This window comes from Salinisphaera sp. G21_0, from assembly GCF_017744115.1.
Lineage (GTDB): Bacteria > Pseudomonadota > Gammaproteobacteria > Pseudomonadales > Endozoicomonadaceae > Endozoicomonas.
Map to the genome: position 1 here is coordinate 25,049 of NZ_JAGHQW010000048.1, position 16,632 is coordinate 41,680.

The 16,632-nt window shown below is 48.5% G+C and carries 15 protein-coding genes; 9 read left to right on the forward strand and 6 right to left on the reverse strand.

The features are described 5' to 3' along the window. Window positions 1-272: 272 nt before the first annotated feature. The gene (locus J7439_RS19480; protein WP_209203619.1) at window positions 273-635 is read left to right on the forward strand and encodes a hypothetical protein; all 363 of its coding nucleotides are present in this window, start codon (window positions 273-275) and stop codon (window positions 633-635) included. Window positions 636-687: 52 nt separating this feature from the next. Here J7439_RS19480 and J7439_RS19485 read toward each other — a convergent pair whose 3' ends face one another. The 3 genes from J7439_RS19485 to mrcB are packed head-to-tail and all read right to left on the reverse strand — an operon-like array spanning window position 688 to window position 3,753. After that, on the reverse strand, window positions 688-999 hold the full coding sequence (locus J7439_RS19485; RefSeq protein WP_209203620.1) for a YqcC family protein: 312 nt from the start codon (window positions 997-999) through the stop codon (window positions 688-690). 1 nt (window position 1,000) lies between these two features. After that, complete coding sequence (locus J7439_RS19490) at window positions 1,001-1,423, reverse strand: tetratricopeptide repeat protein (RefSeq protein ID WP_209203621.1); 423 nt, start codon at window positions 1,421-1,423, stop codon at window positions 1,001-1,003. Beyond that, the gene (gene mrcB, locus J7439_RS19495; RefSeq protein ID WP_209203622.1) at window positions 1,420-3,753 is read right to left on the reverse strand and encodes a penicillin-binding protein 1B; all 2,334 of its coding nucleotides are present in this window, start codon (window positions 3,751-3,753) and stop codon (window positions 1,420-1,422) included. Before mrcB ends, J7439_RS19490 begins: the two co-directional genes overlap by 4 nt. Window positions 3,754-4,211: 458 nt before the next feature. Between mrcB and J7439_RS19500 the strand changes: the two genes are divergently transcribed. Further along, complete coding sequence (locus J7439_RS19500; RefSeq protein WP_209203623.1) at window positions 4,212-4,478, forward strand: TfoX/Sxy family protein; 267 nt, start codon at window positions 4,212-4,214, stop codon at window positions 4,476-4,478. A gap of 28 nt (window positions 4,479-4,506) precedes the next feature. On the opposite strand, the gene J7439_RS19505 is transcribed toward J7439_RS19500, so the two are convergent. Continuing rightward, window positions 4,507-5,253: a HesA/MoeB/ThiF family protein gene (locus J7439_RS19505; protein ID WP_209203624.1), complete on the reverse strand. Its 747-nt coding sequence runs from the start codon at window positions 5,251-5,253 to the stop codon at window positions 4,507-4,509. Between the two features lie 183 nt (window positions 5,254-5,436). After that, window positions 5,437-5,829, reverse strand: coding sequence for a glycine cleavage system protein GcvH (gene gcvH, locus J7439_RS19510; RefSeq protein WP_101748033.1), 393 nt, complete (start codon window positions 5,827-5,829; stop codon window positions 5,437-5,439). Window positions 5,830-5,901: 72 nt separating this feature from the next. Here gcvH and J7439_RS26665 point away from each other — a divergent pair, with 72 nt between their 5' ends. Both J7439_RS26665 and J7439_RS19515 read left to right on the forward strand, forming a co-directional pair. Further along, window positions 5,902-6,030, forward strand: a complete 129-nt coding sequence (locus J7439_RS26665) for a hypothetical protein (RefSeq protein ID WP_286198442.1) — start codon at window positions 5,902-5,904, stop codon at window positions 6,028-6,030. A gap of 189 nt (window positions 6,031-6,219) precedes the next feature. Then, entirely contained in the window at window positions 6,220-6,798 is a 579-nt protein-coding gene (locus tag J7439_RS19515; protein ID WP_209203625.1) for a DinB family protein, read from the forward strand. Between the two features lie 39 nt (window positions 6,799-6,837). Here the strand turns inward: J7439_RS19515 and J7439_RS19520 are convergent, their stop codons facing one another. Next, window positions 6,838-7,272 (reverse strand): YHS domain-containing (seleno)protein, encoded by a 435-nt coding sequence (locus tag J7439_RS19520; protein ID WP_353623089.1) that lies wholly within the window; start codon window positions 7,270-7,272, stop codon window positions 6,838-6,840. 414 nt (window positions 7,273-7,686) lie between these two features. Here J7439_RS19520 and J7439_RS19525 point away from each other — a divergent pair, with 414 nt between their 5' ends. From J7439_RS19525 to J7439_RS19545, 5 genes are all read left to right on the forward strand, one after another. After that, window positions 7,687-9,081, forward strand: a complete 1,395-nt coding sequence (locus J7439_RS19525; RefSeq protein ID WP_209203627.1) for a S8 family peptidase — start codon at window positions 7,687-7,689, stop codon at window positions 9,079-9,081. 170 nt (window positions 9,082-9,251) lie between these two features. After that, on the forward strand, window positions 9,252-11,372 hold the full coding sequence (locus J7439_RS19530) for a TonB-dependent receptor plug domain-containing protein (protein WP_209203628.1): 2,121 nt from the start codon (window positions 9,252-9,254) through the stop codon (window positions 11,370-11,372). 21 nt (window positions 11,373-11,393) lie between these two features. After that, window positions 11,394-11,927, forward strand: coding sequence for a YfiR family protein (locus tag J7439_RS19535; RefSeq protein WP_209203629.1), 534 nt, complete (start codon window positions 11,394-11,396; stop codon window positions 11,925-11,927). Window positions 11,928-11,932: 5 nt separating this feature from the next. Continuing rightward, window positions 11,933-14,764: a response regulator gene (locus tag J7439_RS19540; RefSeq protein WP_209203630.1), complete on the forward strand. Its 2,832-nt coding sequence runs from the start codon at window positions 11,933-11,935 to the stop codon at window positions 14,762-14,764. Between the two features lie 151 nt (window positions 14,765-14,915). After that, the coding region (locus J7439_RS19545) for a putative Ig domain-containing protein (protein ID WP_209203631.1) at window positions 14,916-16,632 on the forward strand (1,717 nt) is incomplete at its 3' end.

Below are 16,632 nucleotides of genomic sequence, written 5' to 3' on the forward strand. Positions count from 1 at the left end.
ATGTATATGTAACCTGAAATTTAGATGAATTACCTTATCGTCCTGAATTTACATCAACAAGAAGAAACTACCGGTGAAAATATTGGTCTATATAATGCCTTAATGACCTTTTAGAGGTAGCTATGGATTCTTCTGTTACTGGTTCAGTCCCCATATTATATACACAACAAAGTCAACCAATTGGTACTCCTTCTGCCGCAAGTTCAGAGCCAGAAGTTTCAAGATCACGGGAAACATTATTACCACCTCCCGATTCGTTTAATTCAGAGCAGGTGCCAAATGATAAAAAAGCGGCTGACCGTGCGATTAATCCACAACCGGAAGGTGAAATCATACCGCAACTGGCCAGTGTTGATAGTATGTCCTCCGTATTAGATCCACTTTCTGACATTGGAACAAAATTATCAGATGCAATATCAGATCATGACCCCAATATCAGTGATTCTCAGCCAGAGGACAAACCACAAGACCTGCAAACCTCACAGGCAGAACCTTTACCGGAAGCGTTAGAAACGCTTCCACAAGAGCCTCAACCAGTCAGAGGCCGTACAGCTGCTATAGCCGACTTTTTTCGCAGCTGTTGTGGTATTCGGGATCGACATGCCAGCCATCCGCCACCAAGACCCGGCACCTGAATATCCAACACTTGCCTGTAGATTCCATAAACTATTGACCTGCGACAGCAGGTCAACTCATTAATCGGTCAAACTGCTCAATAATCAGCAACAGCTTTTCACTTTCCAGCCGCTCAAGGGGCAACACCTCTTCTGCATAGGATTTGATATTTGAACCTTTTGGCAGAGTGCCGCCCCCATCAATGATAGCCCTGACGCGGGGAACAAATATCCACTGCAACCACTGGCTGAATGCCATGGTATCCATGCAAAAAGGTGTGGTGCTGTTCATGGCTTCAACCGACGGAGGCATGGGAAGCCAGACATCCTGCCTGCGCAGCTCTGACTCCATAGCGTCCAGCAAAACAATAACTTCTTCAGACATATCAGCTATTCAACGCACTTAACAAATGATTGATTTTTCGTTCCAGCATAAAGCCCGGTCCCAGACTTAATGCTCTCTCAGCCAGTTGCCGGGACTGGGCAACACGCCCCTGATCCTGACGCAGCAGGGCCAGCTGGTAATAAACGTCCGGAGCCGTTGGACCGATACGCATCGCCCGTCCAAGTGCACTCTCGGCCTCATCAAACCTGCCAGCTTCCCGGGCATTCCAGGCCTGGTGCAATAATGTACCCAGTGCATCCTGACGCTGTTCATAGGGTGACGATAATACTCCGTACTGCTCTTTCTGCATCAATACCGGCGTAGAGCAACCCGTCAGAACTGCAGCCAACAACAGCGCAACGAAAAATCCGGGTGGAAAAGATATCGCTTTGCCACGCCACTCACAGATGGTGTCATACTTCATTCAAACCACCCTTTGATTTTGTCAAACAGAGAATCCTTCACATCAGCTTTACAACCGGCATAGGCCTTTGGCTCAGAACCCTTGATATAGGGCAATGGTATAGCGCCCTGACAATAGCGATGACTGCGACCATTTGCCGACGGATTTACCCAGACGCTGGTCACATTGCTGGCTCCCAGGGATTTTACCGATTGCACCGGCACATTCGACATAAAGTTACCCCAGATCTTCAAAGCACCACTGCTGCCAGTGAGTTTTGTTGGGCTGTTGTCGTCGTGGCCAATCCAGGTCACTGCCACCAGATCACCGGAGTAACCGGCAAACCAGCTATCCCGGAGATCATTGGTGGTGCCTGTTTTACCGCCCAGGGCAATACCCGGCTCAACATACTGATATACGCCACGTCCCGTACCGTCTTCCATTACCATACCCAAAGCGGTACGCAGCAGTTCCATTGGCCCCGGCTGAAAAGCCCGCTCGACAGAAATACTGTAACGGCTGAGTGGCTTGCCCTGGCTGTCTACCACCGCATCGATAGCCCGCAACGGCATACGAAAACCACCACTGGCGATGGTTTGGTACATCTTGGCAACCTCAATCGGAGCCATGGATGGAGAACCAAGCAATACCGAAGGATAAGGTGGTAACTCCTGCTCGATACCCAGCCTCTTAAGCGTATCCAGTACCGATGACAAACCAACCGCCATCCCGGTATTGGCTGCCGCCTGATTATAGGATTTTGCCAGTGCCAGATAGAGTGGCACCTCCCCATGGGATTCACGACTGTAATTCTGAGGCTCCCAGTAACCACCACGACCATCACTGATTTTCACCGGCGTATCATGGACAGGCGTCGTTAATGTGTACTGGCCGGGTCGTTCAAGAGCAGTTAGATAGATTGCCGGCTTCAACAGGGAGCCAACCGGTCTGCGTGCCTCAAGGGCACGGTTAAATCCGGCATACCCGGGGTTTCGATCTCCCACAACCGCGAGAAGATCCCCCGTTTGGGCAGAGCTAACCACCATGGCACCCTGAAGCTGATTGCCCTTACCCAGAGTCGTTAACGTGCTGGTAACGCTGTTCTGGGCCTCCCGCTGAATCATCGGGTCCAGGTTGGTGAAAATTCTCAGCCCCTCAGAGGTCAGATCCTTCTCATCATAATCCTTGCGCAGCTGCTCTTTCACCATATCGATATAGGCAGGAAAATCGTTGGTACTGATCAGTTCCCGACTGACGACGCCTAATGGCAATCTTTTAGAGCGCTCAACTTCGGCAGCAGGCACGATGGATCGCTCTGCCAGGACATCCAGCACCAGGTTTCGTCTCGCCAGGGCGCGCTCAGGGTATCGCCTTGGGTCGTAATAAGATGGTCCTTTGACCATAGCCACCAGCAAAGCCGTGCGGGCGAGATTCAACTCCTTAAGGGGCTGGGCAAAGTAGAACTGGCTGGCCAGGCCAAAACCATGAATGGCCCGACGTCCTTGCTGCCCCAGGTAAACCTCATTTAAATAGGTTTCAAGAATCTCTTCTTTGCCATAATGCAGCTCAAGCAGCAGTGCCATAATGGCTTCTTTACCTTTACGGACCAGAGTGCGCTCATTGGTCAAAAAGAAGTTTTTCACCAACTGCTGGGTAATGGTACTCCCCCCCTGAACAACCCCTCCGGCTTTCAGATTGGCCACCATGGCCCGGGCAATGGAGGTGGGTGAGATCCCGACATGGTCGTAATAGTCCCGGTCTTCAATGGCCAACAGAGCAGGAATCAGATACCGGGGAGCCTGGGCGGTACGAATCAGCAGGCGGTCTTCATAGCTGGCCGGATAAATACCCCCAATAGGCTGTGGATCAAGCCTTAACAGTGGCAGGTTTTGACCATCCCGGCCGACGAGACGAATCACCTCATTGCCTTGAAAGTCAACCTGCACATAGCGTGGTGGCTCAGCACCATCGGGAAAGTGAAACCCCCGGCTATAAATAACGAACTGGCTGCCATTGCGGGCAAACGTACCTGGTCGCGCCACATCACGCACCGCCTGATAGCCCTGACGCCTGAGCTGGGACTGGAGATCACCGGGGGTTATCAGCTTGCCAGTATACAATTCAACAGGACGGGCAAATACCTTGGCCGGTATCGCCCACTTTTTCCCTTCAAACTGTTTAGTAACTACGGCATCCAGATAGACAGCGTAAGCACCAACCAGAACCACCAGCGTCAAGCCCAGCTTGAGCAGGATAGATTTCCACGGTACCGGATTGCCCTGCCTTTGCTTAGAGGATGATTTTGTCTTTTTGGCAGGCCTGCCTTTTTTAGTCGTCGATTTCTTTACCATGATGGCGATTATACGCTGGAGCCTGTTGTTGATCTTGTTCGGAAAATGAAAGTGATCGGGAAATGTCTATATTGTTTCCCTTCAGGAAGTATTTTGGTATCGAAAATGATGGTTTATTAGTAAATGCGGGACCCGTGTCGCTTACTGTGGATAATAAAGTGGCTTTATCAGCCATCTGGTTGCCAGTACATGGTTTCAATGTGATTGATGGGTTCCTTCTATCAATGACTACCAAGCTCCGTTCCTCCTGAGCGGAGATTGTACACATCAAACTCATCGAAATGATGTACTGGAAAGTCCCAACAAGGCGTCAAAATACCATTGCGTCAGTAATAACTGATAACTCTATGGGAGGACTTCAAAAGTCTGGTCTATTCTTAAGGGAAAATGACTTCTGAGTTTTTAATAATCATGCTGTCTCTGGTACGGACGCTAGAGTTGAGTTAGGGATCCAGTACATGGCAACTGATCTGATCGAATTAAAAAACCTTGGCAAAACATCCGTACAATGGTTAAACGCTGTAGGCATCAGAACGCTCGAACAACTCCATGACGTAGGCTCTGTTGCAGCCTACTGCAAGGTTCGTGACCGTGGCTTTAAAGTTTCCAAGGTATTGCTCTACGCCCTTGAAGGAGCCCTTATTGGCGCGCACTGGAATGACCTGGACCCGGATTACAAGGCCCGTCTGTTAGAGGCAGTAAAAGACAGTCCTCCACCACCCTGACACCTCCCTCATAAAAGTTTGACGCCATTTACACCCGGCTGCAGACAGGACACTTCGGATCTGCTTGCAGCCCCATGGTCTGCCACTCCATGGCCATCGCGTCAAAAATCATCAAACGACCATTCAATGTTTTGCCAAATCCGGCAATCAGTTTGATGGCTTCCAGTGCCTGCATTGTGCCAATCATTCCGACCACTGGCCCCAGAATTCCCGATTCAGAACAGCTGAGATTTTCATTGCTCTGCTCATCGTATAGACACCGATAACAGGGTGCATCAGGCTGACGACGATCATAAACTGTCAGCTGGCCATTAAGCCTGATGGCGGCACCACTGACCAGGGGAACAGAGGCCCTGACACAGGCAGCATTGATGGCAAACCGACTGGTAAAGTTATCGGTACAATCCAGAACCACAGTCACTCTTCTCACCTGCTCTGACAGGCCTTCACCTGCCAGACATCCATGGATGGTCTCAATCTGAATACTGTCATTGACTGCCAACAGCCGGGCCTGTGCAGCGGAGACTTTTGCAGCCCCCAGATCATCAGCACAATAAAGGGACTGCCGCTGAAGGTTGGTAGTATCCACCGTATCCGGGTCAACCAGCACCATGTGCCCCACGCCTGCTGCTGCCAGATACTGAGCTGCCGGACAGCCCAGCCCACCCAGACCAAGAATTAAAACGCTTGATGACAGCAACCGTTCCTGCCCTTCGATATCAACCTGGGGAAGCATAATTTGTCGGCTATAGCGGAGTAACTGCTCATCATTCATGGATGGTTGCTGTCCTTATAAAAAATAGCTTGAAAGATAGGCTGAACCGTCAGGAAATTCGGCACTAAGGTGAAGTATAAGGAGAGCATCAAGCCGATAACACACCCACTGCTATCTGCTGGCAGTAGGTGGTTGGTAACAGGTAATGACTTCAGATGCAGGGATCAGCTTGCCCGAAAGCAATCAAGACTCTGACTCAATAAACTCACCATAGGCTTCTGCATCCATCAGATCACCGAGTTCACCATCATCATCAAGTTTCATCTTGAAGAACCAGCCATCATTATAAGGATCACTGTTGACGGTTTCCGGAGCGTCTTCAAGAATGCCATTAACGTCAATAACTTCACCCGTCAATGGCACATAGATCTCTGAGGCAGCTTTTACAGACTCTACAGCGCCGGCCTCATCACCTGCAGCGAGTAAAGCACCCTGCTCAGGCAGTTCAACAAAAACCACGTCCCCCAGGGCTTCCTGGGCATGATCTGTAATACCAATAGTGACGGTACCATCTTCCTCCAACCTGACCCATTCATGGGAACGCAGATACCGTAACTCAGAAGGTATATTGCTCATCTATTTTTCCTCGGTTGACTCTCAGTAAAGCTAGGGCCTCACCCTGTTATCCCCCTCCGGGAAGACAACGCGGTGAAATCAAACGCTGTTTATTGGCTCATGACTGTCAAAGAGCTCAGGGCTGTCGAAGAGCTCAAGGCTGTCGAAGAGCTCAAGGCTGTCGAAGAGCTCATCGCTGACTGGCACGAGCATTCTAACTAGTTTAGTGGGAAGTTTACATAGCACCATCCCGGTTAACGACCTGGATAGAACGTACCTCTGAATTTTTTGAGCTGACTACCCTGAGCTGACTACCCTGTATACAAAACTCGACAGCCTGTGCAACACTGAAAAGGTATAAGACAGAGCTAAGAAGCCCGAAGTGTGCCGTGGGCCTGATGTTGCGCCAACATGGCACGGATTAATGGTAAATCAAGTGATAAGGTTCAGAGTCGAATGTCACTATCCAATGCCTGCCGATGTAATGAACAGTTGTTGTCTGAGTTGATTCAGGTTATTGAAGGACTTCCTGCAAATACTTGTCAGAAATCTGTCGTTCCTGACAAAGCTCAAACCATAGGCGCTCATGTACGTCATATCATTGAGTTTTATCAGTGTTTTTTATCCGGTCTGGATAGTAGATACATTAACTACGACAACAGGGACAGAGACCCGGAATGTGAGAGGAATGTCTCTTCTGCAGTTGGCGCTTTACTGAGTATTAAAGAGCAGCTGGTGAAACTGACAAAGAATACATCGGGTGAGATCCATCTCACACTCAATGCCTGCATTGATACCAATGGAACTGTCGTTAAGACGGAAACATCCGTCGTTCGTGAGCTGTTATTTTTGCAATGTCACACCACGCACCATTTGGCCATCATCAACTTGCTGCTGCAACAGTCAGGCCACCACCCCCCCCAAAATTTCGGCGTTGCCACCTCAACACTGATTTATCAAAAACAGCAGGAACCATCCTCTGAAAACTAAACTGCCGTTCTACGATACTTCGTACAATCGCGGCAACACTCAGTTCATTTCTGGCCAATTCTTATCCGCAGCTTTAATAAAGCCCGGAATATCCACCAGCCATTTTTCCTGCACACTGTTGTCGTAATTCAAATACAGTTTGTCATCGACAATTTTCCAGTATTTCGGGTCTCCCGGTGCCCTTTGTTTTGTTGCAGCAACAGCCCACGCACAGTAGCCGCCGTATTGAGGCATATACTGCTCAGGATGCGTCTTAAACAGGCTGAGATGTTTTTCTGAAGAGAAGTACCACTCCACGCCCAAGTGCTCAAATTTATACTTGGCACTCCCTTTTATGGGCTTTCCTTCCGTGAAATAAGCAACGGCATCATAGCCGTTGATGGCTTTACTGCTGAACCAGCCAGTATAAATATGTTTGTCAGCAAAGGTGTTGACGCTCAATGCCATCAACAGGACCGAAGCTATTCTTAACAATGTATTCATGAAGCATCACCCTCTTCAGTTGTTGATTTTATTTTGTCCAGGAATATCGGCTGACCAAGCTTCCCCTATTTCCATGCCTTAATAAATTCTACAGTAAATGCCCCAAAAAAGCGCCAGAAAAGCCAGCTATGATGGGATAAAACCATCAATGCTGACCAGTGCTGCCGAAATAATGGCAGCGTTTTCCAGAAGACAAATCGACAGTAACATCAAACCTGCCAATACCATTAGGTGCTTTGTGACGTCCAATATAAGATCAGCCGTCAACCATCCAAAATACTTTGAAGCCTCTATTTCCATCCACCATACTTTTTTCTTAGGTGGATTCCAAATTCCTGCAAGTAGTTAACCAAATAGAATTGAACATTTTGTTTGGTTAATTATTTACCCCTGAGGCAAGCATCAATGAACTCACTGCTGACAAGGATTGTTTTAGCAGCAACACTGTTAACACCAACATTTATTTCACAGGCTGAAGTGGATAATTACCGACTTTTATTACAACGCACAGATAGAGTCATTGTTCACTTTAAAGAAAAGCCTACCGAAGCCAGAGCATTAGCTTTTATTAAACAGGGTGTAACCCATGGTGGTTATGGGGTTGCTGCCGGAAAAAGGCAGGAAGTGCTGTCAATAGGAGCCACCGTTAATCTTGACGATGCAAAGACGCTGGCAGCCGGATTAGAAGATGACCCCCAGGTAAAGTTTGCTGAGCCAGATCTGGTAATGCAGGCCATGAGAGTCCCCAACGACCCACTTTATAATCAGCAATGGCACTACTTTGAAACCGGAGCGGGTATTAATCTCCCTGCTGCCTGGGACATATCCATTGGCAGTACTGACAATGTGATCGGTGTTATTGATACCGGAATTACTGACCACCGGGAGATTAATGACAGGCTGGTAGCAGGTTATGATTTTGTTTCTGATCCCTGGATGGCTAATGATGGTGATGGCTGGGATAGTAACCCCCGGGATCCGGGAGACGCTCTGCAGCCAGGAGCCTGCGGCTCCTCATTCGGTGACCCGGTTCCGGCTAATGCCCGAAAGAGCAGCTGGCACGGAACTCATGTTACGGGCACGATTGCGGCGACAACCAATGATAGCATCGGTGTTTCAGGGGTTACCTGGCTCTCCAGGGTGCAAACTCTCAGGGCACTTGGGCGATGTGGTGGTTATACCTCCGATATCGTATCAGCCATGCGTTGGGGGGCAGGTCTGAAAGTCTATGGAATCCCGATAAACCCCAATCCAGTCAACGTACTGAATCTAAGCCTTGGTGGTGAAGCGCTCTGGTGTCCGCAAACCTATCAGGATGCCATTGATGAAGTGGTTGCTGCGGGTGTCACTGTGGTGGTTGCAGCAGGCAATGAGCAACAAAATGTGGCGATGAGCACGCCGGCAAACTGCAAGAATGTCATTGTTGTTGGTGCTATCAATCGCACAGGAAACCGCAGCTGGTACTCAAATTATGGTACCGAGATCGACATTATGGCTCCCGGTGGTGAAACACTGTTCCAGGGCAATGGCATCCTGTCATTGTACAATTCCGGGCTGAACGGTCCGACAAGTAGCTCCTACGCTGAGCTTCAGGGCACCAGCATGGCAGCACCACATATCGCCGGTTTGATTGACCTTAGCTACGCTGTCAATCCAACGCTGTCACCCTCTGAGCGTGAGCGCCTGTTGAAAGAAACAGCCAGACCATTTGCCTCAGATAGCGATTGCTCAACCTTCAGTTGCGGTACCGGAATTGCAGATGCAGCGGCCTTCCTGAGAGCAATCCAGAAGGCTAAGTGAGAAATAGTCAGACAAGCCCTGAAATCAGAGCTAGGTTTTTAATAAGGGCTAATAAGATAAACAGGTATTGCAAGGCTTCAAAGATCAAACAATGGAGCAGTAATACCCGGGATGAACAGAGAACGATTCAGCAGCACTTCTCTCTTCAATAAATCCAATGGAGTGGAACCTTGAAACCATCAAATCATACACTGCTGCTGGCTGGAATTTTTTCTTCTCTCATCGCTCCCGTGAATCTTCAGGCTGATTCCGATCCGGAAATAACCGATGATGGGCTTCTGGATCTCAGCCTGGAAGAGCTGATCGCACTGGATGTCCCCGACGTCACATCGGTATCCAAAAGAAAACAGCGCCTGATGGACTCCCCTGCTGCTGTGTTTGTTATCACCAATGAGGATATTCAGCGTTCAGGAGTGACTTCAATTCCAGAGGCACTGAGAATGGTGCCAGGCATGCAGGTAGCCCGGTTGAATAGCAATACCTGGTCCATCAGTACCCGGGGCTTTAATTACATTTTTGCCAATAAATTGCTGGTACTGATCGATGGGCGCACCGTTTACTCTCCCCTGTTCTCCGGTGTTAACTGGGATGTTCAGGACACCATGCTGGAAGATATTGCCCGCATTGAGGTGATTCGCGGCCCGGGTGCAGCGCTGTGGGGTGCCAATGCCGTGAATGGTGTGATCAATATTATTACCAAACATGCGGCAGATACTCAGGGTGGTCTGCTGTCTACCGGGTTTGGTTCTGAAGAGAAAGCCTTTGGGGCCTATCGCTACGGAGGGGAATTAGGGGATTACGGCTACTACCGGGCGTTTTTCAAAACCTTCAACCGCGATGGATTAGCGAACAAAGACGGTACCGATGCCAATGATGACTGGACATTAAAACGAGCGGGATTTAAAGCGAATTGGCGAACAGCAAACGGGGCTGAAGCGTCACTTCAGAGTGAACTTTATGACGGCACAACCCGCCCCGACTTAAAAATCTTCAATGAAACCACACTGAGCCCGGATCGCATTATCAATCAAAGCAGAGACCAAAAGGGTGGGCACCTGATCGGCAGCTATAAACAGTACCAGGCTGACGGCAGCCACTTTACGCTCAAAGGCTACTATGACCGCTATGAAAATTATGATTACCGGTTCACGGAAAAGCGAGATACTGCCGACCTTGAGTTTCAGCACCAGATACTACCCGGCAACGATCATGACATCATCTGGGGCCTGGGTTATCGACTGACCCAATATAACCTCAACAGCGCCACGAACAACATCACCATGGCACCTGCCAGGCGAACGGACCGGCTATACAGCGCATTTGTTCAGGATCATATTACCCTTTCACCGCAATGGGCTCTGACGCTCAGCTCCCGCTTTGAGCATAACGACTTTACCGGTTATGAGATTCAACCCAATGCCAGTCTGACCTGGAAGATATCGGACGAGCAAACCCTCTGGATGAAAGCGGCCAGTGCGTTAAAGACGCCATCAATCAGTGAAACATCGGTAATTTCCCGTGGAATTGCATTCCTGCGAGAAGAGGATGCTCCTGTACCGGGAACCGCTACTCCAGACTTATTGGCTATCAGTGGCAATGATCAACTGGATTCGGAAAAATTATTTGCTTTGGAGGTGGGCTATAGAGAGCAATTTAATAACCGACTACTGTTTGATATCACTGCATTTTTCAACCAGTACAGAGATCTTTTGGCTTACGTTGATCAACCCGGTTGCCTGGATAGAACCACTTTTGACAGTTCAGTCATGCTTTGCTCCTATGGCGATAATGGAGGCAAACCCGCCGTAGAATATTCAACCACATTTGCCAACGGGCTAACGGCTAACACTTATGGTCTGGAGGTAACAACAGACTGGCAGGCAACCCCCTGGTGGAAACTGCAATTTAACTACAGTTTTCTGGGTGTTGATGCATTCAGCAAGGATTCCGGTTCAGCCATAACCAACAGCTACCTTAGGGGAAATGAACACTTACTGGAAACCCTTAGTGCCAACAATACCGCCAATATCCGTTCTTACATGAACTTACCCCACCAGTGGTATCTGGATTTCTGGGTACGCTATATGGATAACCTTAAAGATGCAGAAGTTAGTGCCTACACGGCTCTGGACTTCAGGGTAGCCAAAAAATTCGGCAAAGACCTTGAATTATCCCTGACCGGCAAGAACCTGTTCGACAAACAACGGCTGGAATTCGATGAAATATTCAGCGGGCTCGGCGAAACTGAGGTACAGGAATCCTGGTACCTGCAGTTACGCTGGCAACATTAATCGGATGGGGGAGATCACTTCATGCCGATCATAATCAACAAAACGTACGCAATCATTGCAATAGCTCTGCTCTGCTGCTTAAACGTAACTCAATCATACGCCAGTGAGGTTACCAAAGCGGATAAGGTCAAGGCCGCCATTGTCTATAAACTTTCCAAGTTTGTTGCCTGGCCCGGAAAAAAGCAGACCCTGGCACTGTGCATTATTGGCAGTGGAGCCATCAACAGTGAACTGCAAAAAATCAATCATAAATTCAGCAGGGGACGGCGTATATCAGTCACTCATAAAATTCATAGCGCCCCATTGGAAAAGCTATGCGACATTGTCTACATCCATAACTCAACGCCATATGTCGTATCCGGGATCTTAAAGAAATTAAAAAATGAATCAGTACTGACCATCAGTGATAGCGAGAACTTCGCTTATCAAGGTGGCGTGATAGGACTGATCCGTACCGGTAGCCGGATTCAATTTGCCATCAGTCAGAGTGCGACCAGAAATGCGAGCCTGTCAATTAACGCCCAATTAATGAGGTTAGCCAAGGTTGTTAAATAGTCATTATGATCACATTTAAGAACCTGCCCATTAAAAAGAAGTTACGATACGCCATGCTGATAACGGCGTATTCCGTTCTGCTGGTGACCCTGAGTGTACAAACCGTCAGTGAATATATGCACTCACGGTCTTTGCTGGTCAGTAAACTGGAAACCCTGGTTGAAGTGATTGGTGCAAATGCCCAGGCAGCTTTGATGTTTGAGGATACGGCAGCGGCTGAACAACTATTGAACGGTTTCTCCAGCACCAATGAAATAGAAGCGGCCTACTTATTAAATCCGGCCGGTGAGCGTGTTGCCGACTATCATCGGGAAAAGAAACAACCTTGGGCCTTTACCCTGCAGGAACTCAACCAGCCCGTTACCTTATTCAGCAAAGCCAAGCTGCATTTATATCGACCTATCAATTTGGATGGTCAGTTTATTGGTGCCATTTATATCCAGTCAAACCTGAGTGAGCTCTACCTGCACCTCACTCATATCTTACTTTTGGTCATGATTGCGGCATTAATTTCTATCGTACTGGCGGCAATGCTGAGTGCCAGGCTGCAAAAATTGCTGGCACGCCCCATTACAGAGCTGGCTGATACCATTAGCGAAATCACTAAATACCAGCAATATAATCGCCAGGTGCAAAAATACGACAACGATGAGATTGGGCAACTGTATGACTGCTTCAATAACATGCTCATGCAGATCAAAGAGCGAGATGACCGGCTGCAGCAGCATCGTGAAAACCTGGAAGCCACCGTTACCAGTAGAACCAATGAACTGAAAATGGCCAATCGGGGGCTAAAAGAAAATCTGACGGAGCTTAATGAAGCCAAAGAAGCCGCATTGGATGCGGTCAAAGCCAAAAGCTCCTTCCTGGCCAATATGAGCCATGAAATCCGTACGCCGATGAATGGTGTGCTTGGCATGCTGGACCTGATGAAAGACACCCCGCTCACAAAAACACAAAATGATTTTTTGAATACCGCTTATTCCTCTGCTGATTCGCTACTTTCCATCATTAACGACATTCTCGACTTTTCAAAAATTGAAGCGGGCAAAATGACCATTGAGGAAGTGGATATTTCAGTCAGAGATGTTGTTGAAGATGTCTGCACATTACTGGCAGGCACCGCCCGAGAGAAGGGCCTGGAGCTTAGTTGTTATACCGATATTGACCTGCCAGCCACACTGAAAGGTGACTCGGTAAGACTGAGACAGGTGTTAACCAACCTGATTGGCAATGCCGTAAAATTCACCATCAAAGGAGAGGTCAGCGTTAAAGTAAACCTGATCACACGATCACAGACGTCGGCTCAAATTGAATTTTCTGTGGAGGATACCGGCATTGGTATTGCTGAACATATCCTGCCAACCCTGTTCAATGAGTTTACCCAGGCCGACGGCAGTACTACCCGGAAGTTTGGAGGCACCGGTCTGGGCCTGACGATCTCCCGACAATTAGTTGAGTTAATGGGAGGCAACATCCGTGTTATCAGTGCTGAAGGTCTCGGCTCCACATTTACCTTCACTCTGGAGATGGCAATATCCCAAAACCAATGCAGGCAAAAGTCTCAGGTACTTCATGCTCTGGATGGTATAAAAGCCCTGGTCGTTGATGATAACCACACCAACCGGGAGATTCTTCGCCACTATCTAACGGCCTGGGGACTGGATCACAACGAGGCATCAACCGCAAAAGACGCTCTGCAAATATTGAGAAAAGCCTATAACAATAACCAGCCCTATGAGCTTGTTTTTCTGGATATGGATATGCCCGACATGGATGGGCTGGAATTGTCTAAATTGATCGAAGACGATCCCGAGTTACATTCCATTCGCAGAATAATGCTTAGCTCAACCGGTTTTATCACTCAGGAACAACAGCAAGCGGCCGGACTGTCCGCTTGCCTGAGCAAACCATTCCGGCAGTCCAGATTACTGGATACCACCATGCAGGTGATGCATTACCATCACGCCAGCCAACAACCGGATGGTCTGACAGACCAACATGAACCAGAAACGGCAGTATTCCCCGAGAGTATCCAGATACTTCTGGTAGAAGACAATGTGGTCAACCAGAAGGTCGCTACCAGCATGCTGAAAAAAATTGGCTTGAGTCATATTCATTTAGCAGAAGATGGTCGTGAAGCGGTTGACATGAGCCGACACCAAACCTACGACCTGGTGCTGATGGACTGCCAAATGCCTGAGATGAGTGGATATGAAGCCACAGGTCTGATCAGACAGAGAGAGCGTGAACAACAGTTACCCAGAATACCGATCATCGCAATGACTGCTAATGCAATGGCTGAAGACCGGGAAAAGTGTCTGGCTGCCGGTATGGATGACTATCTGAGCAAACCGGTCAAAATTGACCACCTCAGAGAAAGGCTGGCACATTGGCTGATTCACGACACACCTCCACAAACAGCAACACCGGAAGCTGCAGAAAAAACCCAAGCGATTGCCAGCAAACCGGATCAATCAAAACAGCATCCATTAATTGATCAGTCCGTATTCAATGCACTTCAAGAGTTGATGGAAGAAGAGTTCCCGGTACTGATTAACAGCTATCTGGAAGACGCACCTAAATTAATGGGCGATATCCGGTTCTCCTCCAAAGATGCAGACCGTGAGGTTCTGGTAAGAGCAGCCCATACCCTGAAATCAAGCAGCAACAATCTTGGTGCCACACAGCTGGCAATGATTGCAGCCGACATCGAGAAGGAAGGGAAAGCTAACCAGCTGGCAGAGGCATCAGCGTTAATCGCTTCACTGGAATCAACGCTTGATGAAACCCTGAAAGCTCTAATTAATAAAAACCAAAAACAATCAAAAAATTGACTTATCAAAATGATCCATGATTCATCTGAATACGAATCTGTATTTTTAAATATGTTGACTGATTATATCCCACATCAAACAACTACAATTACCGAATAAGTTCATGAACCGCATGTAAGCCGGACAACACCTTAGCGGAAGAGGTAAACTGATGAATTCTGACAACAATGTCCCTGTCATAGGATATGTAACCGATGCCACTTCAGCCATTGAAGTCACTGATTCAAATGGAAACATTGTCACCAAAAAGGTTGGTGACCCCATTTTTCTTGATGAAGTCATTAATAATGAGTCCGGTTCAGAAGTTGTCGTCAAATTATTAAATGGACAATCACTTACGGTTCCGGTGGCGCAACAAGTAGTGATGGGGGCAGAGATCGTTAATAGTCTTGATCCAACGGCTGCCGGCGAAGAAGGTGATCAAGATAAAGAAAGCGAAGAAAGTGATCAAACGGATGAAAGTGATCAAATTAAAGAAAGCGAACAGGTTAATGACTCACCAACAGAGCAATCAGATAATTCAGATTCAACACAGAGCACTTCAGATCAATCAGATACAGGCATTAACCAATCACGGTTACCTACTACGGTCATCATTGAGCAGGAAAACAGTCAAAATACGGACCGCCAATCAACGGAAGAGCAATCAAAAGGTAACGAACTTAGTCAACTGGAGTTCAACTCAATTAGTCAGCTGAGTGACAATCAACCTTCTGCCCCTGAAAGTATTGCTCCAGTCATCGAAAGTCAAAACTTTAACGTTAATGAAAACGTCCCTGAAGACGGCTCTACGGTCGTAGGTCAAGTTATTGCCAGCCAATCTGACAATATAACGTTTGCCATTATCGGAGGTAATGAAGACAACGCCTTTGCCATCAAGCCCACAACCGGTGAACTGCTCGTTACCGGCCCCCTGAATCATGAAACAAGAGATAGCTACAACTTAACCGTCGAAGTAACTAACCAGAATGGTCTCAGCAAAAATGCCTCCATCAGTGTTTTCATTAATGATCTCAATGAAGCGCCTGAAGCTCATGACGATGTTGATGACAGCCATGAAAATCATGTACTGATCATTGATGTACTGGCAAATGATGTCGATGCAGATCTGGCTGATAGCCCCGACAACTTCAATCTCCACAGCGCTGAGATTGTCGATAACCTGGGCAATGTTATGGCTGGTCAGGGCTCTGTCAGCATTGTCGATAACCGGCTGCAGTTTACCCCCGGGGCAGATTTTGATTATCTGGCAACCGGTGAGTCAGCTGTTATCACCATTCACTACATAATGAGTGACGATGGTGGTATGACCTCAAATGCCATCACCACCATTACCGTCACCGGAGCCAACGACGGACCAGTACTGGACGCAGCGCTGACAGACCAGAGTGCCGATCAGGACAACGCCTTCAGCTACCAGCTGCCAGCGGACAGCTTCAGCGACCTGGATGGTGATGCCCTGAGCTACAGCGCCACCCTGGCCGATGGCAACGCCCTGCCCGCCTGGCTCAGCTTCGATGCCGCCAGCGCCACCTTCTCCGGCACGCCTGGCAGTGGTGATGTGGGCTCGCTGGCGGTGACCGTCACCGCCAGCGATGGCCTGGCCAGCGCTTCGGACAACTTTTCCCTGACCATTGCCGGCGATCCGGCGCACGATCCGGATGTCTCCCAGGACCTTCAGCTGGACACCAACCTGGTGCGTAATGGTGACTTAGGCACCAGCGATGGCTGGACCCTGACCGGGACGGTGGACATTACCGACAACAAGCTGGTCTTCAATAGTGGCAACGCTGCCCTGGACGGGGTGGTGGAACAGGTCATCCAGGGACACCCCGATGTCAACTACACCCTGAGCCTGGATTACGGCC